27 protein-coding genes are annotated in these 25466 nt (G+C 49.0%); 22 read left to right on the top strand and 5 right to left on the bottom strand.

Annotated elements, in window-relative coordinates:
• The first annotated feature begins 25 nt into the window (after positions 1-25).
• The 3 genes from ABEA66_RS34420 to ABEA66_RS34410 all read left to right on the top strand — a co-directional run bounded on the left by ABEA66_RS34420 (position 26) and on the right by ABEA66_RS34410 (position 2960).
• Positions 26-1708 carry a DUF6382 domain-containing protein gene (locus ABEA66_RS34420; protein ID WP_345594764.1) on the top strand — a complete coding sequence of 561 codons (1683 nt, stop codon included), beginning with the start codon at positions 26-28 and terminating at the stop codon, positions 1706-1708.
• Between the two features lie 3 nt (positions 1709-1711).
• A complete protein-coding gene (locus ABEA66_RS34415; protein ID WP_345594762.1) occupies positions 1712-2599 on the top strand; it encodes a PP2C family protein-serine/threonine phosphatase in 888 nt (295 codons plus the stop codon).
• A 70-nt stretch (positions 2600-2669) separates the two neighbouring features.
• Positions 2670-2960 (top strand): Dabb family protein, encoded by a 291-nt coding sequence (locus tag ABEA66_RS34410; protein WP_079909123.1) that lies wholly within the window; start codon positions 2670-2672, stop codon positions 2958-2960.
• Positions 2961-3002: 42 nt separating this feature from the next.
• Here ABEA66_RS34410 and ABEA66_RS34405 read toward each other — a convergent pair whose 3' ends face one another.
• Together ABEA66_RS34405 and ABEA66_RS34400 are read right to left on the bottom strand one after the other, a co-directional pair.
• Positions 3003-3395: a hypothetical protein gene (locus ABEA66_RS34405; protein WP_079909601.1), complete on the bottom strand. Its 393-nt coding sequence runs from the start codon at positions 3393-3395 to the stop codon at positions 3003-3005.
• A gap of 137 nt (positions 3396-3532) precedes the next feature.
• Complete coding sequence (locus ABEA66_RS34400; RefSeq protein ID WP_079909124.1) at positions 3533-3865, bottom strand: ASCH domain-containing protein; 333 nt, start codon at positions 3863-3865, stop codon at positions 3533-3535.
• A 103-nt stretch (positions 3866-3968) separates the two neighbouring features.
• Between ABEA66_RS34400 and ABEA66_RS34395 the strand changes: the two genes are divergently transcribed.
• The 4 genes from ABEA66_RS34395 (at position 3969) to ABEA66_RS34380 (ending at position 9727) form a co-directional block, all read left to right on the top strand.
• Positions 3969-5009, top strand: coding sequence for a M42 family metallopeptidase (locus ABEA66_RS34395; RefSeq protein WP_345594759.1), 1041 nt, complete (start codon positions 3969-3971; stop codon positions 5007-5009).
• A 71-nt stretch (positions 5010-5080) separates the two neighbouring features.
• Positions 5081-7009 carry an ABC-F family ATP-binding cassette domain-containing protein gene (locus ABEA66_RS34390; RefSeq protein ID WP_345594755.1) on the top strand — a complete coding sequence of 643 codons (1929 nt, stop codon included), beginning with the start codon at positions 5081-5083 and terminating at the stop codon, positions 7007-7009.
• An 18-nt stretch (positions 7010-7027) separates the two neighbouring features.
• Positions 7028-8005 (top strand): C39 family peptidase, encoded by a 978-nt coding sequence (locus tag ABEA66_RS34385; RefSeq protein WP_345594753.1) that lies wholly within the window; start codon positions 7028-7030, stop codon positions 8003-8005.
• A gap of 108 nt (positions 8006-8113) precedes the next feature.
• Positions 8114-9727 (top strand): ABC-F family ATP-binding cassette domain-containing protein, encoded by a 1614-nt coding sequence (locus tag ABEA66_RS34380; RefSeq protein WP_345594751.1) that lies wholly within the window; start codon positions 8114-8116, stop codon positions 9725-9727.
• Between the two features lie 119 nt (positions 9728-9846).
• Here the strand turns inward: ABEA66_RS34380 and ABEA66_RS34375 are convergent, their stop codons facing one another.
• Positions 9847-10056 (bottom strand): hypothetical protein, encoded by a 210-nt coding sequence (locus tag ABEA66_RS34375; RefSeq protein ID WP_079909128.1) that lies wholly within the window; start codon positions 10054-10056, stop codon positions 9847-9849.
• A gap of 78 nt (positions 10057-10134) precedes the next feature.
• On the opposite strand from ABEA66_RS34375, the gene ABEA66_RS34370 reads away from it, so the two are divergent.
• The 8 genes from ABEA66_RS34370 (at position 10135) to ABEA66_RS34335 (ending at position 16181) form a co-directional block, all read left to right on the top strand.
• Positions 10135-10686 (top strand): hypothetical protein, encoded by a 552-nt coding sequence (locus tag ABEA66_RS34370; protein WP_144027767.1) that lies wholly within the window; start codon positions 10135-10137, stop codon positions 10684-10686.
• Positions 10687-10735: 49 nt separating this feature from the next.
• Positions 10736-11047 carry a thioredoxin family protein gene (locus tag ABEA66_RS34365; RefSeq protein WP_179135900.1) on the top strand — a complete coding sequence of 104 codons (312 nt, stop codon included), beginning with the start codon at positions 10736-10738 and terminating at the stop codon, positions 11045-11047.
• 57 nt (positions 11048-11104) lie between these two features.
• Positions 11105-11488: a kinase-associated lipoprotein KapB gene (gene kapB / locus ABEA66_RS34360; protein WP_345594750.1), complete on the top strand. Its 384-nt coding sequence runs from the start codon at positions 11105-11107 to the stop codon at positions 11486-11488.
• Between the two features lie 34 nt (positions 11489-11522).
• On the top strand, positions 11523-12899 hold the full coding sequence (locus ABEA66_RS34355; RefSeq protein ID WP_345594748.1) for a sensor histidine kinase: 1377 nt from the start codon (positions 11523-11525) through the stop codon (positions 12897-12899).
• The gene (locus tag ABEA66_RS34350; RefSeq protein WP_345594746.1) at positions 12896-13549 is read left to right on the top strand and encodes a response regulator; all 654 of its coding nucleotides are present in this window, start codon (positions 12896-12898) and stop codon (positions 13547-13549) included. Before ABEA66_RS34355 ends, ABEA66_RS34350 begins: the two co-directional genes overlap by 4 nt.
• Before the next feature lie 152 nt (positions 13550-13701).
• Positions 13702-14778, top strand: a complete 1077-nt coding sequence (locus ABEA66_RS34345; protein ID WP_345594744.1) for a Gfo/Idh/MocA family protein — start codon at positions 13702-13704, stop codon at positions 14776-14778.
• A gap of 32 nt (positions 14779-14810) precedes the next feature.
• Positions 14811-15308 (top strand): hypothetical protein, encoded by a 498-nt coding sequence (locus tag ABEA66_RS34340; protein WP_345594742.1) that lies wholly within the window; start codon positions 14811-14813, stop codon positions 15306-15308.
• Between the two features lie 144 nt (positions 15309-15452).
• Positions 15453-16181 carry a YhcN/YlaJ family sporulation lipoprotein gene (locus tag ABEA66_RS34335; RefSeq protein ID WP_345594740.1) on the top strand — a complete coding sequence of 243 codons (729 nt, stop codon included), beginning with the start codon at positions 15453-15455 and terminating at the stop codon, positions 16179-16181.
• Positions 16182-16246: 65 nt separating this feature from the next.
• On the opposite strand, the gene ABEA66_RS34330 is transcribed toward ABEA66_RS34335, so the two are convergent.
• Together ABEA66_RS34330 and ABEA66_RS34325 are read right to left on the bottom strand one after the other, a co-directional pair.
• The gene (locus ABEA66_RS34330) at positions 16247-16933 is read right to left on the bottom strand and encodes a response regulator transcription factor (RefSeq protein WP_079909137.1); all 687 of its coding nucleotides are present in this window, start codon (positions 16931-16933) and stop codon (positions 16247-16249) included.
• Positions 16934-17246: 313 nt separating this feature from the next.
• Positions 17247-17567, bottom strand: a complete 321-nt coding sequence (locus ABEA66_RS34325) for a winged helix-turn-helix transcriptional regulator (RefSeq protein WP_079909138.1) — start codon at positions 17565-17567, stop codon at positions 17247-17249.
• Positions 17568-17869: 302 nt separating this feature from the next.
• Between ABEA66_RS34325 and ABEA66_RS34320 the strand changes: the two genes are divergently transcribed.
• The 7 genes from ABEA66_RS34320 (at position 17870) to ABEA66_RS34290 (ending at position 25462) form a co-directional block, all read left to right on the top strand.
• On the top strand, positions 17870-18775 hold the full coding sequence (locus ABEA66_RS34320) for an ATP-binding protein (RefSeq protein ID WP_192701561.1): 906 nt from the start codon (positions 17870-17872) through the stop codon (positions 18773-18775).
• A 50-nt stretch (positions 18776-18825) separates the two neighbouring features.
• Positions 18826-20745, top strand: coding sequence for a vWA domain-containing protein (locus ABEA66_RS34315; RefSeq protein ID WP_345594736.1), 1920 nt, complete (start codon positions 18826-18828; stop codon positions 20743-20745).
• Between the two features lie 58 nt (positions 20746-20803).
• Positions 20804-21982, top strand: coding sequence for a formate-dependent phosphoribosylglycinamide formyltransferase (gene purT, locus ABEA66_RS34310; protein ID WP_345594734.1), 1179 nt, complete (start codon positions 20804-20806; stop codon positions 21980-21982).
• Positions 21983-22026: 44 nt separating this feature from the next.
• The gene (locus ABEA66_RS34305; RefSeq protein ID WP_079909142.1) at positions 22027-22515 is read left to right on the top strand and encodes an acyl-CoA thioesterase; all 489 of its coding nucleotides are present in this window, start codon (positions 22027-22029) and stop codon (positions 22513-22515) included.
• Between the two features lie 59 nt (positions 22516-22574).
• Positions 22575-23363, top strand: a complete 789-nt coding sequence (locus ABEA66_RS34300) for a TIGR00266 family protein (RefSeq protein ID WP_079909143.1) — start codon at positions 22575-22577, stop codon at positions 23361-23363.
• Positions 23364-23411: 48 nt separating this feature from the next.
• The gene (locus ABEA66_RS34295; RefSeq protein WP_079909144.1) at positions 23412-23684 is read left to right on the top strand and encodes a hypothetical protein; all 273 of its coding nucleotides are present in this window, start codon (positions 23412-23414) and stop codon (positions 23682-23684) included.
• A 74-nt stretch (positions 23685-23758) separates the two neighbouring features.
• Positions 23759-25462 carry a sensor histidine kinase gene (locus ABEA66_RS34290; protein ID WP_345594731.1) on the top strand — a complete coding sequence of 568 codons (1704 nt, stop codon included), beginning with the start codon at positions 23759-23761 and terminating at the stop codon, positions 25460-25462.
• The last annotated feature ends 4 nt before the right edge of the window (positions 25463-25466 follow it).

Here is a 25466-nt window from a genome sequence, read left to right as displayed (position 1 = left end):
CTTTTCGATGAAAGGAGGTCCGAGTGTGAATCAGTCGATTTACGGCCTACAGGTCGATTACCAGAATCAGAATGGCCATTATATGGTGCTCTATAAAGAAAACGGCCTCCGTAAAGACGAGCTTTCCGCTTTTCAAATGAACATGCTTCTGATGAACCGCATTCCCCGGCTGCTGGAGCTTCATGTGGAAGAAGTAAATCATAATACCAAGCTTTATTATAAGATTACTGACAAAAAAATGCTGTCCCATTGGCTTCGCCTGGGGAGTCTTTCCATTAAGCAGTTTTTTACCTTGCTATATACGATCGTCGATACGCTAACGGAAAGCGGCGTTTATATGCTTGAAGAAGGCAAATATATTCTTAAAGAAGATTATATTTATTGTGGGAATGATTTAACCGATATATATATTACGTACCTGCCGATGGAAACCCTGGTAGATAAACAAACGGTCTCCGTCGATTTGCAGCATTTAGCCTCCAGGCTGGTGCATAAGGTCACTGAATTGAGCGGCAGCGGGTACCAGGAGCTAATGAATTATCTTATGGATGAATCGTTTCATCTGCCTGCATTAAGACAGCTTCTCCTTAAACATATGAATCAGGCCGGTCAAGAGAGACAAGATGAGATGATTATGCAACAGGCTGCCTTGCATCGGCCGTTAGCAATGCAAGCTCTGGAGCTTGAAGATGCAAGAGTTCAACAAGCCTCAGGAACGATGACGAAGCATCAGGATGAAGAGCTGCCTAAATGGACTCCGCTGATCCCTTTTGCATCTGCACAGGGCGCCGCTCCTGATAAAGGAACTGACCAAGGGGAGATCCGGATGCCGCTCTCGGATGCCTTATCATTGAGCAAGGGAGAATCGTCCCTGGTACCGTCTCCTGACAAGCTGAAGCTTCCGGTGATGCTGATCGGAATCTTACTGTGCTGTTTGGTATGGAAGCTGTATTTGGAGCATCCTGGAGAGCCTTGGCTTTATATCTGCATAGGGTTGACGATGTTCATTGCAGATCTGGTATTCGTCGCCTTATGGATATGGAAGCCTGCTGTACGAAGCTCTGAAGTCAATGGGAATGCTGCAGCGCAAGAACCGGCACTGATGGCGGAACAAGCGATTCCTGAAGCGATCTTATCCAAGCTTGGTTCCAAGACCAATAAAGACCAAAGCTCGGAATTAGCCGCATTTTTGAAGGGGCAGCCCAAGGAACCGGACGCCAAAGAATCGGCCTGGAAGAAGCTTTCAGATGTTCAAAAAAGCTTTACACCAAATGAAACCAGCTCCATGAAAAGTCCAGGTAAGGAATCGGACCATTACTACCAAGAGTTGGAGCATCGCACGACCCTGCTTCCGAAATCGGATGCCACCGTTTTGCTGAATAGCTCGATAAGTCCAGCAGCCTCCGCTTATCCGTATCTGGAAACGAATCAATCGGGTCATGCGTCCAGAATAAGTCTTATGAAGCCATGCTTTGTCATAGGAAGGGCAGGGGATGGAGTCGACTATGAGCATAAAGAAACCGGCGTCTCCAGACTTCATGCCGAGTTTGTTCGGGAAAACGGCCAATATGGAGTGAAAGATCTCGGCTCACGAAATGGCACTTATGTCAACAATGAATTGCTTGCACCTTATCGGGTATATTCCTTGAACGATGGGGATATAGTCCGAATTATTAATACCGAATTTATTTTTAAAATGGGGTTGTAGCTGTTGAGAACAACTTTTGCCGTCCATTGGCACTATGGGATAGCCACACATTCCGGCTGGTTTCGGATGATGAATGACGATCGGTCTCTGCTTCGAATCGGCACTACGGAGCAAGGGGATCCGTATGCCGTTGCGGTGATTGCCGATGGTGTCGGGGGAATTGGTGACGGAAGCCGGGCAAGCGATGCGGCGATGGATCACGTAAGACATTGGCTGGACAATCAGCTGCCCAAGCTGCTGAAGACAGCGAGGCTGAGAGGAGCGTTCATTCAATCCACCAAAAAACTGCTTCACGAAATCAATGTATCGTTGCTTGAGATGGGAAACCATGCAGGAAGTCAGATGAGCACGACACTGACCCTGCTTTTTCTGCTGAATGAAACTTATATACTATGCCATATAGGTGATTGCAGAGTCTATTATTTTCATCGGCAGCGGTTGAAGCAGCTTACCAAGGACCATTCCTGGGTTGCCGAGCAGGTACGCAAGAGGAAAATGACTCCTAAGCAGGCCCGCAAACATCCTCATCGTCATGTGCTTCTGCAGTGCCTTGGCGTTCAAAAGGAGCTCAACATACAGTATCGGAGCGGTTTTTATAGCCCGAACAGTCTTTTTCTGCTGTGTACGGATGGGCTATACGATCGGATGTCCCACTCCAAAATCGAGTATTTTTTGAAGGACAATGATTCATCGGATCTGAATCTCCAACAGGTCAGTGACCTGCTGGTCGATAAGGCGCTGGATCAGCGTGCAAATGACAATATCAGCGTGCTTCTGCTTTCGCCATTAAACAGGCCGCTTACTCTTCTTCAGCGAATACGTGACAGACTGAAACACTGTGATTATCTATTCCCTGCGGATTGGAGGAAGTGGTATAATAAACGATCATGATGAGGAAAAGCCGAAAGCTGACCCTTGATGTCGAATACCATTTCTTAATCGAGAAAGGAAGACGTTGATTATGCTTACTCATGTTGTCTTTTTTAAGCTGAAGGACCGCAGTCCGGAATCTGTTCAAACGACCGTAAATGTGTTGAAGAACATGGAGGGTAAAATCCCTGTACTAAAATACATAGAAGTAGGTACGGATGTACTGCATTCCGAAAGATCCTATGATATTGCGCTGATCACCAAATTTGATTCGCTGGAAGATTTAAGCGTATATGACAATCATCCTGTCCATGTGGAAGTAAAAGCCCATATGAAGCAAGTGCTGGATGGGACAAGCATTTGTGTCGATTTCCAATCTTAATGGCATAATTAAAACAAAAAAACCGGTTCAGGTGAATGACCATCACCACAGAGCCGGTTTCATTATCATTAACCACAGCATGACGAACAAGACAAACATATAAATATACAAGGAACGGGCCAGCTTGTTGACCAGTCTGACTCTATCATGATCCGGCTGACGCAAGCGGCGTATGGTCGGGGAAAAGGCGCGGGCCATAAATATAAGCGAAGCGATCAATACGATCCATGTGCCCAAGATAAACGGTGTGGTCCAAGGCCATCCGCCAAGCCACAGCAGTAAAAGTCCGGAAACTACCAGAACATGACCGGAGTGCTTCGATAATCGGACGACAAATTGAAACGAGTCCAGATACGAGGAGAGAACGGGTTCTTCCGCTTTGCGAAGTTTGCCGAGCATCGGGATGAGGACGAAAAAAGGACCAATGGAAATCATTGCGCTTACTGCATGAATAAAGACTAGCCAAGGATACAAAGAATGAGCCTCCAAACTTGAAAAGGTGAATAAAACAGTGTAGCATTCATTTTATTGATGTCTACACTGTTTTTTTGCATTCCTGCTGCCGCAGCGGTTTATTGAACCCGGCGGAACTCATGAACCCAGACTTTCATTTGAGGAAGCCAAGGCATTCCGGCGTGCATGGATAAAATATAATTTTTGTATTCTTCCACATTTTTGAAGCCTTCGGTTTGTACCGCTTCATCTGTAAGCTCACCGAGGGATTGCTGATATACTTTATGTACTTCGAATTTATGGCCTTTAAGCTCCATAATTTCGCCTGGATCGGCGTAGCGTCCATTACGGCGCGTCGATGTTTTTTCGCCGCGGATCACTTTCTCCACATCGTCTTCAACTGTAACTAGACGTTCGATGGAACAGGTTTTTGGTGGCAATGTTTCAGACATACGGTAATTCCTCCCTGATTTTATTCATTTGTTAGCTTACATGAAAATTTTACCGATAGCAAATAAAGGTCGAAATTTGATACCAACCAAGGAGATGGGCTGTATGAAATCCAAAATCAATCAAACTTATGTTCTTGATCTGCTGAAGCATTTGCTTCTTACGCCTAGCCCAAGCGGATTCTGCCAAGATGTCATGAAGCTTGTCGCGGAAGAAGCGGGAAAGCTCGGTTTTTCGATATCCTATACGAACAAAGGTGGAGGCATAATTACAGTACCTGGCCGTCAGGAAGGAAAGGTCATCGGCTTGTCCGCTCACGTAGATACATTGGGTGCCATGGTCCGCTCTATTAAAAAAGACGGCTCCCTGCGTTTTACGTCGGTCGGAGGCTATATGATGGGCTCGGTGGAAAATGAATACTGCCAAGTCCATACTCGCAGTGGCGCGACTTACGAAGGGACGATCCTGACCACAAAGCCATCGGTTCATGTATACCCGGACGCAAGAGAGTTCAAGCGCGAAGAAGCTTCCATGGAGATTCGCCTGGATGAAAACGTGCGATCCGAAGAGGACGTCAAGAATCTGGGCATCAGCGTTGGAGATTTCGTGTCGTTTGACCCGAGGCCCCGTTTTCTTGATAACGGATATATCAAATCACGGCATCTGGACGATAAGGCCGGTGTTGCCGCGTTATTCGGTATGCTGGAGCTAATGAAGAGAGAGCAGCTTGCTCCGGCGTATCCGCTTCAGCTTTTTATCAGCACTTATGAAGAAGTGGGCCATGGCGCAGCGTACTTGCCGCCGGAGATCGATGAGCTGCTTGCCGTCGATATGGGGGCTATGGGCGACGATTTATCCTGTACCGAGCATGATGTCTCGATCTGTGCCAAGGATTCATCCGGTCCATACGACTACAATATGACTTCCAAACTGATTGACCTGGCGAAACGGGAAGGTCTGCAGTATGCCGTAGACATTTACCCGCAGTATGGTTCTGACGCTTCAGCGGCGCTTCGCGGCGGCAGCAACATCCGGGCTGCCTTGATTGGCCCCGGGGTTCACGCCTCCCACAGCATGGAGAGGACTCATAGCGAGGCGATATGGAACACGATTGCTCTGTTGACGGCGTACGTGACGGAAGCTTAGAAGAAGCATTCCCGGGAATGAAGGAGTCTTAGGTGTGCGCAACCAACGGAAGATAAAAGGGGCTGTTTGTCATGAATATATTGACTGTAGAGCATTGGAATAAAAGCTATGGCGAGAAAGTGCTGTTCGATGATATTTCCTTTCAAATTAATGAAAAGCAAAGAATCGGCCTTGTCGGCGTGAATGGAACCGGCAAATCGTCGCTGCTTAAGGCGATGGCGGGCTTGGAGCCGGTGGATTCCGGCAAGCTGATCCATTCGAATCACTTTCGGGTAGAATATTTGCCGCAAAATCCGGAATTCGACCCTGAATCCACCGTGCTGGAGCAGGTGTTTTACGGTGACAGCCCGTTAATGCAGGCACTAAGGGACTATGAAGAGGCCCTTTCCTCTTTGCAGGAGGCTCCTGATGATGAAAAGAGACAATCGCGCCTGTTCGCCGTGCAGCAGCGAATGGATACCTTGAATGCATGGGAAGCCAGCACGACAGCCAAAACGGTATTAACCAAGCTTGGGATTACCGATTTCTCACAGAAGGTCGGCGTTCTGTCAGGAGGACAGCGAAAGCGTGTTGCGATGGCGCGGGTGCTGATTCAGCCTGCAGATCTGCTAATACTGGATGAGCCTACGAACCATATTGATCATGATACGGTGGAGTGGCTGGAAGAATTCCTTTCCAAATGGAAGGGCGCTCTGCTGCTAGTCACGCATGACCGGTACTTCCTTGACCGTGTAACCAATCGGATTATCGAGTTGGACCGGGGCAAGCTGTACAGTTATGAGGGCAATTATGCCGCGTTTCTTGAGAAAAAGGCGGAGCGTCTCGAGCGCGAGGCGTCGGAAGAGGATAAGCGCCAAAATATGCTGCGGCGCGAGCTGGCTTGGCTGCACAGAGGGGCTAAGGCAAGGACGACGAAGCAAAAGGCGAGAATCGAGCGCGTAATAGAATTGCGGGACCGGAAGGTGGACGGACCGGCGGAGAAGCTGGATATGACGCTTGGCGCCAGCCGGTTGGGAAAAAAAGTCATCGAGCTTGATGGAATCGCTAAGTCATTCGATGGCCGGAAAATGATCGATAACTTCAGTTATATTGTTCTCCCGGACGATCGAATCGGTATTATAGGGCCTAACGGAAGCGGAAAGTCGACTTTGCTTAACATGCTAGCGGGGCGTTTGCAGCCGGACGAGGGATCGATAGAGGTAGGAACGACTGTAAAATTGGCCTATTATACGCAAGAAAATGTTGAAATGGATCCCAAGCAGCGTGTCATTGAATATATCAAGGAAGCGGCTGAGGTGATCCGGCTGGCTAACGGAGAATCCATAACAGCATCTCAAATGCTTGAGAGATTCCTGTTTTCATCCTCTTTACAATGGACGCCTATTGGCAAGCTGTCTGGCGGCGAGAAACGCAGGCTGTATTTGCTCCGCACCCTGATGGGGGAGCCAAACGTGCTGCTGCTCGATGAGCCGACCAACGATTTGGATATTCAAACGTTGACGATATTGGAAGAGTATTTGGAAGACTTCCCTGGCGCCGTTATCACGGTTTCTCACGATAGATATTTTCTTGATCGGACCGCGGATCATTTGTTTGCGTTTGAAGGCGGCGGACAAATTCGCCATTTTTACGGCAATTATACCGAATACATGGAAGCAGTGCGGCAAGAGGAGCAGGCGGAAGCGAACGACCGCAAAAACCAGAAGCCGGCTAATACGGTCACAGCTGCTGCAGGCGCAGGGGATAAAAGAGAATCACAAAGGCCCCGCAAGCTGTCCTTCAAGGAGCAAAAGGAATGGGATGAAATTGAAGGGAAAATTGCAGCGCTGGAGGAGAGGCTGGAAGCCGTTAAAAAAGAGATTCATCTGGCGGGAAGCGATTATGGCAAGGTTCAGGAGCTCTACTCCGAGGAGCAGCAGCTGAATGAACAGCTGGAGCAGGCTATGGATCGTTGGACAGAGCTATCGGAGCTGGTGGAACAAATCGCTTCGAACAAATAAAGAAGGGAGTGCAGAGCGATGAAGAAAGGCAGGAATCGGATCGTATGGACATTGGCGGCCTCAGCATGTGCGGTCATGGCGATATCCTTCGGTTACTTGGTACCGAGGGATGAGCCAACCATTCAACAGCCGACAGGATCTGCCGATCCGCCGGCCGTTCTTCATACGATGCAGCTTCAATTTCAAAGCAGGGGCTTGCCTGGGAGTATTGCAGAAGGGACACGCATTCCTGAGCCGGATGTGGAACAGTACCCTTTCCGGCTGTATCAACAGGACCGGTTTCTCCTGGCATATACCAGTTATCCGGATGCCGTTAACGCGGCTAAAGGACTATCCAATACCGGCGTATACTTTAAATCAAAGGACAAGCTCCTCTGGTCATCCGATAAACCTCTTGCTTCCTCTGCTCAGACCGAAGCTCCGTTAATCTATCAGATGCCCGAACTGGATCGAGGATGCGAAGTCACGAGCTTGGCTATGCTGTTACAATCAGCGGGCGTAAATGTCGATAAAATGACCCTGGCTGATGAAATCCGAAAAGACCCGAATCCGTTTGAAATCATCGGTCACGAAATTCATTTTGGCAATCCGAACGAAGGCTTCGTAGGCGATATCGCTTCGTTCGATCACCCGGGATACGGAGTGTACCATGGTCCTATTATGGAGCTTGCAAAGCAATATTTGCCCGGCCGGGCGGTAGATGCTACAGGCAGCAGCTTCGATGATGTATTAAGGCTGCTGGAGGCAGGGTCACCGGTATGGGTAGTTACCAACATGGAGTATACCACGTTAGATGAGGACGCCTTCGAGACCTGGGAAACAGAGGACGGCGGCATCGATATTACGTATAAAGAACATTCCGTTCTGATTACGGGCTATGATGAAGATACGGTTTATATTAACGACCCGCTTGGAGAGACGGGAGAAGTTGACAAAGCCGATTTTATATCTGCATGGGAGCAGATGGGACGGCAGGCAATAGCTTATGTTCGATAATTTCTGTATTTTCGCAATAATATTGGGAAAGAACGGCCATTTTGTGGTATAATCTGTGATTGGAAGCTTAAGGCTAAGGGCAATAATCAAAGAGAGTAGGTATTAAGTATGATTACAGTTAATAATGTCACCTTACGATACGGTAAAAGAGCCTTGTTTGAGGATGTTAACATCAAATTTACCCCGGGTAACTGTTACGGTTTGATCGGTGCCAACGGCGCGGGCAAATCGACATTTCTCAAAATTTTGTCCGGAGAGCTGGAGCCGAACAAAGGGGAAGTAAGCATTACTCCGGGCGAGCGTATGGCTGTGCTGAAGCAGAACCACTTCGAATACGACGAAATGGAAGTCTTGAAGACCGTTATTATGGGTCATGCACGCTTGTTCGAGATTATGGAAGAGAAAAATGCGCTTTACTCTAAGGCCGATTTCTCGGAAGAGGACGGAATGCGTGCCGCCGAGCTGGAAGGCGAATTTCAGGAGCTTGACGGCTGGCAGGCGGAATCGGATGCCGCTGAGCTTCTGATCGGGCTTGGTATTTCCAAGGAATTGCATGACATGAAAATGAAAGATTTGGGCGGTAACGAGAAGGTCCGCGTCCTTTTGGCGCAAGCCTTGTTCGGCACCCCGAATATTTTGCTGCTTGACGAGCCTACGAACCACTTGGATATCGAGTCGATCAACTGGCTGGAAAATTTCCTTGCTAAATATGAAGGTACAGTTATCGTTGTATCCCATGACCGTCACTTCTTGAATCAGGTATGTACCCATATTGCGGATATCGACTTCGGTAAAATTCAGCTTTACGTCGGTAACTATGACTTCTGGTATGAATCCAGTCAATTGGCTCTGAAGCTGACCCGCGAATCGAACAAGAAGGTAGAAGAGAAGCGCAAAGAGCTGGAAGCGTTTATTCAGCGCTTTAGTGCGAATGCATCCAAATCCAAGCAAGCGACCTCCCGTAAAAAGCAGCTCGAAAAGCTGACGTTGGAGGATATCAGGCCTTCGACGCGGAAATATCCGTTCATTAAGTTCCAGCCTGAGCGGGAAGCGGGCAAGCAGCTGTTGTCGGTCGAGAAGCTATCGAAGACGATCGACGGCGAGAAGATTTTGAACAACATCAGCTTCACCTTGAATAAAGGCGATAAGGTAGCGCTGGTTGGTCCTAATGGCCATGCCAAAACCACCCTGTTCCAAATCTTGATGGGTGAGCTGGAAGCTGATTCGGGCGAATACACTTGGGGCGTTACAACAACACAAGCATATTTTCCAAAAGACAACTCTGAGTACTTTAACTCCGATTTGAATTTGGTAGACTGGCTGCGTCAATACTCCAAGGATCAGGACGAATCGTATATCCGCGGCTTCTTGGGAAGAATGCTGTTCTCCGGCGAGGAAGCTTTGAAGAAAGCCAGCGTACTCTCCGGGGGCGAGAAGGTTCGCTGCATGCTGTCCAAAATGATGATGAGCGGCGCCAATGTCCTGCTTCTCGACGAACCTACGAACCACTTGGACCTGGAATCCATCACTGCATTGAACAACGCCATGGTAGATTTCGATGGTACGATGCTCTTCGTATCGCATGACCATCAGTTCATCCAAACCGTAGCTAACCGGATCATTGAAATCACACCGAATGGTTTGATTGATAAAATGATCACCTATGATGAATACCTCGAGAGCGACGAAATCAAGAAGCAGCGCGAACAGCTTTACGCTTAAGAACGTAAAAAAAGGATGAGCCGGAATACCCATGCTCATCCTTTTTTAGCCATATTGCTGGTTTAAAAGTGAAAACGTGACGCCCAAATACAGCGGATCCCTCAGGTTGTCGAAGAGGATTAGCTTCCGCCGGTACGACGGCGTTGATTGTTAGGCTTCTTGTTGTTTTGGCTTCTCATAACAGCGCTATTGCCGCCGCGTAGAGGCGCGCCTGCTTTCCCATCGTTTTGGGCTTGCTTTTTCTGGGCAAGCTTGTTTTTAATAGCGTCCGCCAGACTGACTTTTTTCGGTTCTTGTCCGGATTCGTTAGTTTGATTCACGTCCGACATGGTGCACACCTTCCTTGAATTGGATGATATCATTGTACTGATTTGTCCTGAAGGAAGCAAGTGAAAAATATATAAAACATGACAAAGAGGTTAGAGAGCAATATGTTCGACCCTACCATATTTGATAATCTGAAGGTTGTATTCGAAGGTGCCATGTACGATATGGATTTGACAGGAGATGTTCAAATTCTGAATCGGACCGATCGTGTGGAACTGTCGACAATGTCTAGAAGCTTCGGGATGGAAGCGATTCGACGTCCCCACGGCTTCGTTAAAGGCAGCTTCGTATTGAAGGCATCGCTGGCGGACTTGTCAGCGGAGCTCTTGTCAGAGCAAGGAAAACAGCCCGGCTGCAGCCTGGAGCTCAGGTTCTCCTTCCCCGTACGAGAGATGCAGCAGGATTGCGCTGTCGCGGAGAATCTGATGAGATCCATTTGGGGAGAGGGCCCATCTATCCAACAGAAGGTTTATTGGGTCTACGGGGAAGATCAGAGCTTGATGCGGAATGAACTCACTCTTCAGTTTATTCGTAAACTGGATGAGAGACAAATTGATGACATTCCGAGCCTGATGGATCATCTCGTATTAAGCATGGAACGGCTGGACCAGCAGCATTTTCATAAATCCTGATAGGATTCTGTAAGGCATCTTTGACATCAATGAAGGGGAGGTCTCGCGGGTGGAGGAATGGTCTGAGCAGCAGATTAAGCAGCGGTTAGAGGCATCAGACGAACGTCTTTTTATTTACTTTTATACTCCGATGTGCGGTACGTGCAAAGTAACGGAAAGAATGCTTCAAGTCGTATTGGCCATGGAACCGAATTTACCTTTGGTCAAATGCAACGCTAACTATTGTCCCGGCTTGACCCAAAGCTGGAAGGTGGAAAGCGTACCTTGTATTGCAAGCATCGAACGCAGAAGCTTAACCCGAAAGCGATACCGCATGCAGGGTGTAGCGGATCTTTTGCAGTGGTTCCAGGAATCTGCATAACCCTTCGGCCTATGTTTGAAGGTACATAACGCAATTGAACTAAAGGAGGAATATACTATGAATGAACCGCTCGAAATGGGAAGTATCGTTTCTGCCGAATACAAAACCGGTGAGTACATCGGAGAAATTGTTGAGATATCGTCTGCCTCCAAGGCGGCTGTAAAAATATTGGCTGTAGTAAAGCATCCGACGCAAGGGGACTTGCACAATCCAATGAACCCCGATGTGGCTTTCTTTCATCAACGGAGGGCGCTGGCGTATCAGGAGATCGCTTTGATGCCGCTGTATACCATAAAGCCTTACCGCGGTACCGTTCCGGATTATGCGGATTCTCTAAGAAGAGCTCTGCAATCCGAGCTTCAAACGCTGCAGCAAACCGTCAAATGGGCACAGCGCTGTGTGGAAGAGCTTGAGCAATTGAAAAAGGAATACTCACTGTAGCCTTACAAATTGAAATACTGGAGTGTCGGACGGAATGCTGTTTGTGCTTATAGGCTTATGGACGATCGGCCTGTTATTGATCGTAACAGATCCGAGGCGGTTAACGACCCGGTGGATCGCAAGTATTGCTTTTACCGGCGGTTCAGGCGGCTTATCGGCTGTCATCCATGATTATTGGATTCCTAGCTTTTACGACAGGGGCTGGCTGACCGAGCCCGTTGCCGATCTGATGCTTCGCGCCGAGAGTATCAGCTCCCTGGTATGCTATTACGGACTGCCTTATACGTTCCTTATGTTTACGATCGTCTACCATCCCAATTATTCCGTGTGGCCAGTCCGCAATAAGCGTTTTTCCTGGATTTTGATTGTGCCCGTTCTTTTGTCCTTTGCTTTTGAGCCTGCGAGCGCAATCGATCCGATACCCTACCATTATGTAACCTGGTGGACCACACCCTATATTTTGGCAGGGATTGCTATCTTGATTCATGCGACAGTAAAGGAACGGAATACCTTTTTACGGAAGCATCGTATGCTGACTACATTGGCTGCTGCGCCCGCCTTGTTCTTTGCCTTATTCACTTTATACATTTTACCGACGTTTTTCGGGTTATATGAATGGTGGCGCTATAATGCCTGGGTGATCGGCTTCACGCTTGCGGTTATCCTCATTTCAAGCTTTCGTTACGGGTTCATGGGACTGCAAATTTCGATTCAAAACCAGAAGCTCGATTACACATTAAGAGCCATTACATCAGGGACCGCAATCTTGAATCATGCTATCAAGAACGATGTCGGGAAAATTCGCTTGTTCAGCGAGAAAATCAAATCGGAAGCTTATGAGTCCGACCCGGAACAGCTCGTTAACGATATCGAAGTCATTATGAACGCTTCGCAGCACATTTATGATATGATATATCGTATCCAGGGCCAAACGCAGGATGTAGTCATAAAGCCGGAGGAGCTTCGATTGGATCAAATGCTCGAGGCATGTGCCGGCATGCTGGACCCTGCAATGAGTCATATAGAGGTCGAAAAGGATTTTCGCTGCACAGGCAAGCTATGGGGAGATAAAGCGCAGCTGAACGAGGTGTTCACGAATGTCATCTCTAATGCCATTGATGCTATGCCTCAAGGCGGTAAGCTGGTCCTTAGGCTGACTGAAACCAAACGCAATATTACCGTAGAAGTCAAAGATACCGGGATAGGCATGGACAAAAAGCTGTTAAAACAGGTGTTTGACCCGTTTTTCACAACGAAAGCCGGGAAGAAGCTGAATTTTGGACTTGGCCTTTCCTATTGCTACCATGTGATTCAGAAGCATAAAGGGACAATGGATATGCACAGCAAGCAGGGAGTAGGGACTTCGGTATTTATTCATTTTCCTAAAAAGAAAGGAGTCAGACCTACATGAGTCGGATACGATTGGTTATTGTGGAAGACGACCAGGACTGGCTGCGCGGCTTGACCAGTTACTTGAAGAAGGAATCGGATATAGAGGTCATAGGAACGGCATCCTCCGGCCAGGAGGCTGTAGAGCTGCTGGAGCAAATAGAAGCGGATGTCGTGCTTATGGATATTATGATGTCGGATAACCCCGACGGTATTTGGGCCGCTGCGGAGATCGTTCAATGCACCAGCTCCAGAGTCATCATGCTTACTTCGATGGAGGAAAAGGAATTCATATTCGAAGCGTTCAAAGCAGGAGCCGTCGACTACATGGTGAAATCCAATTTTACGGAAATACCTCAAACCATCCGGAACGCTTACGCCAACCGGAGCGCGATTCATCCAAGTGCGGCAGCTCAAATGCGCGAGGAGTTCCGGCGTCTGAAAAAGCTGGAGCACGAGGTGAGAGTTAAAGAGCTGCGGAATCTGTTGACGCCTACTGAAATTCAAGTGCTGGACTTGATAGAAAAAGGGCATACGCAGACTCAAATCGCTGACAAGTTCGTTGTTTCGATACGTACGATCAAAGTGCATGTAGGCAACATTTTGCGCAAGCTGGGCGGCAAGAGCAGCAAGGAGGCAGCGCAGAAGGCCAAGGATATGGGAATATTATAAAGCGGCTTATTACTGCTCTTAAAGGCGGTTTTAAGCCGTTTTTTAACAGGAAAAAGGTGCTTCGAAGGGGTGCGATTTTCAATAGCGCAAATCGTCCGGCATGTGTTATAGTTAAATTCAGTTTGTTATAGATGATGGGAGGAACCACTGCAATGAGTTTGAACAGCAAAATTCAAATCGGTATTATCGGGGCCGGAAATATCGGCAACGTCCATATGAACGGGATCAAACAAATGCCTGAGGCGGCGATTACGGCCGTTACGGATGTTTACTTGCCTTTGGCGGAAGCGCGTGCAAAAGAGCACGGAATTCCTCACGTCTACAGCAGCTACGAGCAGCTTCTTGAAGATCCGAATGTCGATGCTGTGATCATTGCCGTTCCTAACGAAATGCACGCCGCGATAGCGATTGCCGCATTGCAGGCTGGGAAGCATGTGCTTCTGGAGAAGCCAATGGCGATTAACGCCGCTTCGGCCAAAGAAATTGTCAAGGCTCACCGCGCATCCAACAAGACCTTAATGATTGCCCACCAGATGAGATGGGAATCTATTAACATGCAGCTAAAAGAACAGATCGAAAAAGGAGCGCTTGGGCATATATATAATATCAAGACAGGCTGGATGAGACGAAAAGGCATTCCGGGATGGGGAACCTGGTTTACCCAAATGTCCAAATCCGGAGGCGGCCCCTTGATTGATATCGGGGTTCATATGCTGGATTTGTCTCTCCATTTCATGGGCAATGCAAAGCCTGTATCGGTATTTGGGACGACGTATTCCGAATTCGGTCCTAAACGCCGCGGGATAGGTACTTGGGGAACGCCTGATTGGAACGGGCATTATGATGTTGAAGACCTGGCGACTGCATTGATCAAGATGGATAACGGCAGCACCTTGTCGCTCGATGTTAGCTGGGCGGCCCATACGGATATGCTGGACAACCAACCGTATATTTATGTTATGGGTACAGAGGGCGGAGCATCGCTTCGGGGCGGCAAAGGCAAGCTGTTTGCCGAAATTTATGACCGCACGGCGGATGTAGAATTAACCGCACCGAATCAGGATGAGGGCTCACGCATACGGTTAAGCCGGCACTTCCTGGAGTGCATCCGCGAGGGCAAAGAACCTTTAACCTCCGGATTATCCGGGCTCACGAACAATCTGATACTGGAAGCTATCTACGAATCGTCGCGTACTGGTCAAATCGTCAATTTGGATTGGAACTTTTAGTCATCGGCAATTCGATAGGGAGTGAGAATACGATGGTCATGTCATTCACCGATTTGAGACGAGTCCCTTCGGAATGGCTTCAGGAACGTCTTGAGACGGTCAAAGCCTTGAAGGACGATAACCTAGAAATGTACGAGGTGGCCAAGGATAAGCTGACCGGCGAGCATTATCTGCACTATGCTTATCTTCATAAACAAGTTGCAGCCATCGGCCCCGAAAGCAGCGGGGAAGAAATATTTCATCATCTGATGCCGATTGACAGCGATGATGTGCTGGGACTGGTATTTGGAGAACAGTCCTACACTTATCCGGATAACTGGACTAAGACGTTTTTACGTAACGGCCCGGACGGAGATTACGTATGGTTTGACCCTTCCTACACGGATCAGGAAGCGGAGAGCGAAGAAATCGGCGCCAGTCTGCAGGAGCAGCTTATGAGATTCAAGCAGTCTCCCGAGAGATCGGAGGAAGCGGTCCGCAAGCTTTTGGAGGAATTGGACCGGACGCTCGGCAAGGACGATAACGGATAATGCATTCAGTGGGGAGACGCTTCCAATGAGGCGTCTCTTTTTTTATGCCTCGATAGAGGTTTTCTTATTCCGTGCCCGCATATTTTCCTGCTCATAACTCATCCTAACGATGTAGAACATCCAAGAGATGAGGAGGGAAAGCATTTGAAATGGCGTTCAACCGTATGGCAGGCCGGATTGATAGGGAGTATGCTGCTTCTTGCAGCCGGCTGCGGTCATGATCAGAATCGCAACAAGGAGCTGGGGGCAGGTCTTGAGTCTAAAGATCATCATGCTCTTTATGACAGGGGCACTTTTAATAATGAGAACAGTACCTTGGGGGTTAAGCCGAAGTGGGAGAATGCCCAGCCTTCAAGGCCTCAAGCGGATAATCCCGGAGCGTTCCAGCAGCTGGATATGACGAATTATCATTTATCCAAAACCTTCCGGTTTGCGCCGGAGCTCTCGAATCAAATTGAAAAAATGCCGGGCGTTCACCAGGCAACTATTTTGCTGACAGAGACAAACGCTTACGTTGCAATCATTCTGGATGGACATAACATTGATGCGGAAGCTCATCCGGAGATGATGGCGAATCCTATTTCCCCAAAAGGCGGAGTCGGGCTATTCGGCACGAATAAAGGGAATGGAATGATGAACTGGGGGGATCCGGCAGGCTTAACTCATGCCATGGCTTCGCGCATCAAAGGGCAGGTGCTGGCAATGGAGCCTAGGCTGCAGCGGGTGTTTGTGTCAGCAAATCCCAATTTTGTGCAGAGAATACGTTTTTATGTGAAGGAATATCAAAAAGGCGTGGATTTATCGGTCTATATGAACGAATTTAACACAATGATTCAGCGTGTATTCCCGAATGACACCAACACGAGAAGATAACAAAATAAACTCCTGAACCATGCTCGCTGTTATTAGTAACGGCACGGGTTTTCAGGAGTTTCTTATTAGGGCTCAAATTTATAGCCGACACCCCAGACCGTTTTGATGTGCTTAGGGTCCTTGGGGTCTTTTTCTATTTTTTTGCGAAGATTAGTAATATGTACGTCAACCGACCGCTCGGTAACGAAAGCATCCATGCCGCGGATTTTATTCAGAAGCTCTTCCCTTGAGAACACTTTGCCCGGGTGCAGCCAGAAATGCTTCATCATCTCAAATTCGGAATACGTTGTTTCCACTACAGTGTTATGCAAATATACGCAGCGCCTTTCCATATCTACACGAATAGCTTGTGTATCTGCACTTGGTTTGGCATCAGCGGCTGCTTTATTCATGGTCGATCTTCGCAGCAAAGCGCCGGTTCTTGCGGCCAGCTCCCTCATGCTGAAGGGCTTGCACAGATAGTCATCCGCCCCGATGACCAGAGCCTTCACCCGTTCGGAAACCTCGCTCTTGGCAGATACCATCATGATGGGGACAGGGGATTGGGCGCGAAATTCCCTGCAGAGCTCCATCCCGTTCAAATCGGGCAGCATCACATCCAGAATGATCACATCAGGTTGGACCGTGCGAAACAGCTCAGCTCCTTGCTGACCGTCTCTTGCAATATGGACTACATAATCTTCCTCTGATAAATAAATGGAAATCATATCCGCAATACTATGATCATCTTCAATCAGCAATACGGTTGCCATGAATTCCTCCTATTATGCCAATGATAAATAATGAAGCGGATTCCCTTAATAATACAGATGAAAACGGTTTACTTCAATGGTAGGTCGTTACTTACTTTAACGGAAATTGCTTGCAGGAACAAGCTTCATTTCTCCTGCCAAACGTGTCAAATTTATGAACATAAATAAATCAGCTGCCAATCAAGAGCGCATTGCAGCAGAAGACGCGTCTTCCGGCATGCGGCCAAAGTCCTGACTAGCAGCTGTTTATCCATAGTAAGGTAGGATACCATTCATTATCGACATATGCCCCGCAGCGGCTGTCAAGAGCATATTATATGTTTAACCAGCTTTCACCCCACAGGTGTACAGCGGCCATTACAGGTTCCAATGCTTTGCCTTTCTCCGTCAACTCGTATTCGATGCGAACGGGAGTCTCAGGATATACATGGCGATAAATAATACCGGCGGCTTCCAACTCCTTGAACCGTTCCGCAAGCATCCTGTCGCTCATTCCGGGAATCATTTCCGAGATGTCCTTGAAGCGTCGGGGGCCGCTCAAGAGCGACTGAATAATTAAGCCTGTCCAGCGCTTTCCTAACAATTCAAAAGCGGCTTCAAATTTGGGACAAAGCTGATGATTATGGTCGGCCATAACTATCATCTCCTTCATATCTATAGTTTAACATAAGTTACTTGATAAAAGTAAGCCCTTTTCTCCAAAATGCCACAATAAAAACATAGTTTGGACCTGTCTATAAGCAGTCCATGCAGCTATCTTACTGTTATTATACATTTTTACGCCGAAATTAGCATAGCTCAGAAGGGAGTCAGGGTGATAATTCGGGAAAAAGCCTTGTTGTTATGAATGTTTTTTCGCTCAGGGTGTTGAAAATTTTCACAGGGTGAAGTATAACAACCGTAGGTAATTAATGAATTCATGAGAGGATAGATATCATGATCGTAGCAGATCCGTGGGCAACGTCCAAGCTGCCCGCTCCATTGTTGAAGCAAATTTTGGAGCGCCGCGAGTTTCTCCGGCATTCTTTGGATGCGGAGTCTTTGAGCCTCGTGGGCGAAGACGGGTACAAGCCGCCGAATGAGCAGATCCTCCAGGATGCTCTTGTTTCCATGGCACTAGGGAAAAACGTATTGTTAAAAGGGCCAACCGGTTCGGGAAAGACAAGACTGGCCGAAACCTTATCGTATTTGTTCGGACAGCCTGTCCATGCCGTGAACTGCTCCGTAGATCTGGATGCGGAGGGCTTGATCGGATTCAAGACGCTGGAAGCCGAGCAGGGGCAATCTGTGGTCAAATTCGTTCCGGGCCCTATCATTAAAGCGATGACCCAGGGACATTGGCTTTATATTGATGAAGTGAATATGGCAAAGCCGGAAACACTGCCTCTAATAAACGGCGTTCTGGATCATAGAAGGACGATCACCAATCCGTTTACTGGCGAAGTAGTTCGAGCCAAGGAGGGCTTCGGCGTCATTGCCGCCGTCAATATCGGGTATGTGGGCACAGTACCTATGAATGAAGCGCTCAAAAACCGATTTGTAGTAATCGATGTTCCTTATTTGCAAGGAGACAAGCTGCTGGAGCTTTTAAGGGAGCGCTCCCGTTTAGCAGATACAGATCTTTTGCAGCGCTTCGTACGATTATCAGCGGACTTGCAGGAGCAAATTCGCTCGGGTCAACTGTCGGATGAAGCGGCTTCGGTCCGTGCTCTTATCGATACCTGCGACTTGGCAGCCTATATTCCTCCTCTTAGGGCTGTACAACGGGCCATAGCGGACAAGCTCGACGATGAGAGGGAACAGGTACTGGTCATGAATTTGGCGGAGACCTATTTTGGTTGAAGCGGATAGACATCCATCATCAGACATCAAGCCGGAAGAGGAGAGCCTGAATGCGTTTTTTGGAAAATGAAGTGGACGCTTTCCTTCTCATGCAGCTGTTGGACTTGGCTAGAGCCTTGTCCGGGTGGGAAGAGCTGCAGCTGGAATTATCTTATCTTTCTTCGTACAACGATAAGGACAAGCTTATTGCGGTCAGCCAGTTCTGGAGCTATTATCCCGAGCAGACGAAGCTGACGGGGATGAAGACGGATGTATATTTGCGGGCCATAGGAAGCGCGTGGTTTACGGATGCTAATGTTATTGCAGGTTATATAGATTGGACCCGGACTGCGAAGCTCCCGCAATTGGCCAAGCAGTGGCTTGCCATGTGTGAGGAGGCCAGGCTGATGACCTTATGCAGGAAGCATAGGCCGGGGACTGCGGCGGGGTTTGACCTGCGTACCCGGATTCTGGGCAAGCATTACTCTGCGAAGCGGGATATGCACCGGGATCGCCGGGAGGAGGCGGATGCATTGCTTTGCGGCTTCGCCTCCGCTCTCCATAGTAATGATTCGAAAGAGCTCTATATCCCGGACGGATTCAGATCAGAGCACCGGGAGTTCATGGAGGAGCTGCTGTACGCTGTCAGGACAATGGAGAGCACCAAGCAAGCCGCACAAAGCTGCCGTAGACTCATGGACCATCTGGAGAGGGACAATGCCTTAGAAGGCGACTCAAGGGCTCAATACTTTTCATTGCAGCTGCACAGCGGCACCGATCAGCCGTTATCCTGGGAATACATAGGCGAATTGAAGCGTAAGAAAAAGCTGAAAAGTCACACCGAGCTTCCCAAGGATTCGAGAGAGGATAAGCCGGAGCAGGGGGAAAGACTGCCAAACTGGCACCGCGAAACCGAGAAACAGGACGAGAGTCTGCTTCGTTTCGATATCGAGCAGGGCTCCAAATCCGGCCTAATCAGTGATCACGTACGCGAAGCGGATAGTGGAGATCAGGCCTTGGGGATTGTCCAAGGCTCCTCTCAGGCGTCGAGCCGCAATGAGCCTGAGCCGCCCAAGCCTCAGGCATTGGATCGTCTCGATACCGGATTTGCCGGTAAGGGCGACCCCTACGGGAGATTGAATCGCAAGGCAGTCCCTGTGTACAGAGACGCTGAAAGTCCAGATACGAAATCGCGTCTCCAATACGATGAAGTGCTTCGGGAAGTAACGCCGATGGTGAACAAGCTGAAGAAGACGATCCGAATGACCATGGAGCAGAAAAGAATAGCGCCGCGCAACGAGCTTCTGACAGGCAGATTGGGCAAAAAGCTGGTCCGCGCCGCGTGGGAGCCTCTTCCCAGATTATTTTATAAAAAAAACAGTCCTTCCATGGAGGTCGATGCCGTTTTTTGCCTTCTTATCGACTGCTCGGCCTCCATGTATGATAAAATGGAGCAGACGCATCGGGGCATCGCATTGTTTCATGAGTCGCTTCGTTCCTTGCGCGTTCCGCATGAAATCATCGGCTTCTGGGAAGACGCAGATAAGGTCACGGACAAGGAGAGTCCGAATGTCTTTCATATCATAACGGACTTTGACCGCAGTCTGCATGACACGTCGGCAGGTCCCAAGCTGCTTCAGCTGCAAGCGGAGCAGGATAATAGAGACGGATATTCGATTCGGATTGCTGTCGAGCGGCTGATGAAGCGCTCCGAGAAGCAGAAGGTGCTGCTTGTGTTCTCAGATGGAGAACCCTCAGCTTCGGATTATCACGAGGACGGGATCATCGATACCTGTGAAGCCGTTCTACAAGCGAGAAGAACGGGGGTCGAGGTGGTCAGCGTCTTTTTGGGCAGCGGTGCTGTGAAGGATACCGAACGGGAAACGATGCGAAACATCTATGGCAGATTCAGCGTTCTGGTGCCGGATGTATCGGGGATTACCGACCAGCTTGGACCGCTGCTCCGCAAACTGCTCATGAACCAGCTCTAATTTAGAAAAAAAATTGAAGTCGGATGCAAGTATTCGAGGGTTGAGAGGAAGGATAACAATGTACGGATCACCATTATCAGGACAAGCTCGTAGAATGATGCTCCTAGGCTCTGGCGAGCTGGGCAAAGAAGTTGTCATTGAGGCGCAGAGACTGGGTGTCGAGACCATAGCCGTCGACCGCTATGCCAATGCGCCGGCCATGCAGGCAGCCCACCGTTCTTATGTTATCAACATGCTGGACGGGGAACAGCTGCGCGATTTGATTTTGAAGGAAAGACCCGATCTGATTGTCCCTGAGATCGAAGCTATTGCGACGGATGTGCTGGTAGAGCTGGAGAAGGAAGGCTTCCGGGTCGTTCCTACAGCTACGGCAGCCCGGTTGACCATGGATCGTGAAGGTATCCGCAGACTGGCGGCGGAAACGTTAAAGCTTCCTACGGCGCAATTCGAGTTCGCCGATAGTCTGGAGGAGCTGAAGGCAGCCGTAGCCAAAATCGGAACGCCTTGCGTCATTAAACCGATTATGAGCTCGTCTGGTAAAGGACAGAGCGTCTGCCGTTCGCTCGATGAGGTGGAGTCTTCCTGGAATTACGCGATGGAGGGCGGACGCGCCAAGAAAACAAGAGTAATCGTAGAGCAGTTTATCCATTTTGAATCCGAAATCACGCTGCTGACGGTTCGTTCCGTCTCAGGAACCGCTTATTGCGCGCCGATCGGTCACGTCCAAAAGGACGGCGACTATATCGAATCCTGGCAGCCGCATCCAATGAGCGAAGAGCAGATTGCTGAGGCACAGCACATAGCCAAGACGATTACAGATGCTCTCGGAGGCGCAGGGATCTATGGTGTTGAGCTGTTTTTGGCTAAGGATCAGGTCTATTTTAGCGAGGTTTCCCCAAGACCTCATGATACGGGCATGGTTACCATGGTTACTCAGGATTTGTCCGAATTTGCTCTGCATGTCCGGGCAATCCTTGGTTTTCCGATCCCTACAATCCGCTTGCTGACGCCTGGCGCATCGCATACGTTAAAAGCGGCTGAGGAGCATCAGACCTTTAGAATTGAAGGGATAGAAGAAGCGTTGAAGCTTCCGAATACCCAGGTGCGCGTATTCGGCAAGCCGGAGACGAAGGTTGGCAGAAGAATGGCTGTGGCGTTGAGTTCGGCCGAAGATACAGAAGAGGCCCGCCGTGTGGCCGCCGAAGCCGCGGGCAAGCTGAAGCTGATTTACAACTAAGTTACAGAACAGAACACCACTTGCCACCGTCTGGAGGAACAGCTATGAGTGAAGCAAAACCGGCAAGGATGTCACGTACGACGATGACGGACATTATTTTCCCGTCCGATACGAATTACCATGGCACCATGTTCGGCGGTATTGTCATGCGCTATATCGACAAGATAGCCACCATTGCCAGCATGCGCCATTCAAGAAGGGGAGTCGTGACGGCTTCAAGCGATAGTCTGGATTTTCTGGCGCCTGTCAAGGTCGGAGAGGCTATTATGCTGGAAGCTTACGTATCCTGGACCCATCGAAGCTCTATGGAGGTCTTCGTGAAAGTGGAATCCGAAAACTTGTTTACAGGGGAACGCAAGACGACGGCGACGTCCTTCCTAACGTTTGTCGCCCTTGATGACCAAGGGAAACCGACGCCGGTGCCTGCGGTAATCCCGGAAACCGATGAAGAGCGGCGTTTGTTCGATAGTGCGGAAGAGCGCTATCAGGCAAGAAAAAAACGCAAGGCGGAGAGGGATAATAACTCCCATTAAACGATCCCGATGCGCCGTTCGTTGAGGTATGGTATAGTAAAATGGGAGGGATTACCACAATGAATGCTCATGAAATAGATTACCGGATTATGGGATCGGAGATGCAGTACGTCGAGATTGAGCTCGATCCGAACGAGAGTGTCGTAGCTGAAGCAGGCAGCTTGATGATGATGGACGCCGGCATTCGAATGCAAACCATCTTCGGCGATGGCAGTGAGGAGAACAAAGGCTTCGTAGGCAAGCTGTTCGGGGCCGGTAAACGGTTGTTAACGGGAGAGAGTCTCTTTATGACCGTCTTCACCAATCATGGATACCAGAAGGAAAGGGTGTCTTTTGCCTCGCCATACCCGGGCCATATCTTGCCGATGGACTTGTCGCAGCTTGGCGGCAAGCTGATTTGCCAGAAGGATTCATTTTTATGCGCGGCTAAGGGAGTCTCTATCGGAATCGAGCTGCAGAGAAAGCTGGGAGCCGGCTTTTTCGGCGGGGAAGGCTTTATTATGCAGAAGATCGAAGGGGACGGAATGGCCTTCGTTCATGCCGGCGGAGCGATTTGTGAGAAGGTGCTGTCGCCTGGAGAGATGATACGGGTAGATACGGGCTGCTTGGTCGCGATGACCCAGGACGTGGATTACGATATCGAATTCGTTAAAGGGATCAAAACCGCGGTCTTCGGCGGGGAAGGGCTATTCTTTGCTACGCTCAAGGGACCTGGCCGGGTATGGATTCAATCCCTTCCGTTCAGCCGATTGGCGGACCGAATCGTATCGGCATCCCGAGCAGGCGGACGTAAAGAAGAAGGCAGTATTCTCGGCGGTCTGGGTAATCTACTTGACGGGGATAAGTAAAACAGGCTATTATTCAATATACATTACATAAGAGAGGTGCTGAAAAGAATGGCATATCAACCACAAGTCGTCGATGCCAAAATTGTCAGCAACAACCCGAAAAACGGATTGTTTGAAATTGTGGTCAATTTGAAGGATCGTACATCCTGCCGACTTATTTTTGAAAAGGATCCTGCTACAGGTGAAGCTATTGTGACGCATGTCAACCGATTGCAAAAAGAGCCTTGCCCTATTTGCCGCAAAGACTATTTGTGCAATTGCATGACCAGCTATAAGGATGAGATCTCTTCACAAGCGCTGCAGCTAGTTGGAACTCCTTAATGCCGAATAAACCCGTGGGCTATACGCTCATGGGTTTTTTTCAAAATTTGAGCGCTATCGGGTGAGGATGGACTATGCTTCGGATTTTAATCTATATAACGATTACCTGCTGCCTGTTCGTGGCGGGTACGGTTGTGCTCTATTCGCACTTTTTCTCGTCCAATCAAAGAATGGAAATGTCGAGTCAGATAGGACAGCTGCATGAGCAAACGCTGCAAAGGCTGAAGCAAACCTTCAGCCAAGTGGATGCGATGGCCCGGAATGTAGGCAATGATAATGTACTGCAGCGGATGACTGAGGGAACGGTGGCCAGAGACTCGGCGGAAGAAAGAGCCCTCAGGGAGTACGCAGATCAGCTCATTAAACAGCAAACCTCACAGCTTCCCTATATTACGGATATGTGTATCACCGTAAACGATAACGGGTTTATTCTGTGTACCAATTCGGAAGCTGCGTCACCGATGCTGGATGCCCAGAAGCTGCCGCTTCAAAAGCAGGACCGTATGATTGTCAAGAGGGAAATGGACAATGACGTGCTGGATGCTTCTGACCAAATTATTTTCATGGCACCTTTGGTGGACCGCAGGTCCAATGTTGTTAAGGGCACCATCCAAATGGTCGTAGCGTTGGATTCGATCATGAAGGACATTTATGGGAAATGGCCGCTTCTGCATAATGAGCTCATCGACTCGGAAGGCACGCTGATGTACAGCCGGAAAGCCTCGACCCAAACCAAGGAACCGGATTGGAAGCTAACCGAGCCCGCCCAAATGCAGTGGAAGGATGAATCCATATGGTCGCAGCTTAGTGTGGATTTGCCGGGAACGATATGGGTCTCAAGGATCGAAGTGCAGCAGAGCGTCGATAAAGCGGAGGGACAAGCCATGCGGCAAACGCTGTTCTTCGTTGTCCTGATGCTATTGGCAGCCGTGGTGCTGAGCGCGTTCCTGTTCCGCTATTATTTCACACGCCCGATGCAGCATTTGCGCGCTTTGATGAATCGTGCGGAGCTCGGGGATTTCAAAGCCTATTGGGTTCGAAAGAGCAGCCGCGAATGGGGAGAGCTTGGAGAAAGCTATAACCAGATGCTCAACAGGCTCGAAGAGCTGATCAAGCAGGTCAAGAAGGAGGAAGCGCTAAAAAAAGAAGCGGAAATGGAAGCGCTGCAATACCAATTAAATCCTCATTTCCTGTATAATACACTTAATACGATTAAATGGGTTGCCAAAATGCACAGGACTCCTCAAATTGCGGAAGTGGTGACCTCCCTGGTGCGTCTATTACAAGCCAGCCTTGGGAAAAAAGGGGATTTCATCACCATCCGTGAAGAAGTCGGATTGATTCATGATTATATGGAGATTCAATCCTTCCGTTACGGGGAGCAGGTAAAACTTCAATGTGAAGTGGATCCGCTGGCCCATGGCTGTCTCGTTCCGAGAATGATTCTTCAGCCGCTTATTGAGAACGCGATCATACATGGTATTGAGCCCGCGAAACGGGAGGGGCTTATTACGATTCGAGTATGGCTCGACGTGCCTCGGGATCTTCTCTACTGTCAAGTCGAGGACAACGGAGTCGGCATGACGCAAGCGGGGGGAACCGTTGATCACACGTCTGCGGCAATGAGGGAACGGATGAGCGGGATCGGCCTTCGTCATATCCGGGAGAAGATCAAGCTCTACTATGGCGATGGCTATAGTATGCATATTAACAGCAAGCCAAGACAGGGGACGACCATACGTCTGACCATGCCTGTACATCAAAGCGAGGTAGGATAAAGTG

Origin of the sequence: Paenibacillus vulneris, from assembly GCF_039543185.1 — a bacterium.
GTDB classification, from domain to species: domain Bacteria; phylum Bacillota; class Bacilli; order Paenibacillales; family NBRC-103111; genus Paenibacillus_S; species Paenibacillus_S vulneris.
The sequence above is the reverse complement of the archived record's forward strand: the minus strand, read 5'-3'. Positions and strand labels throughout refer to the sequence as shown.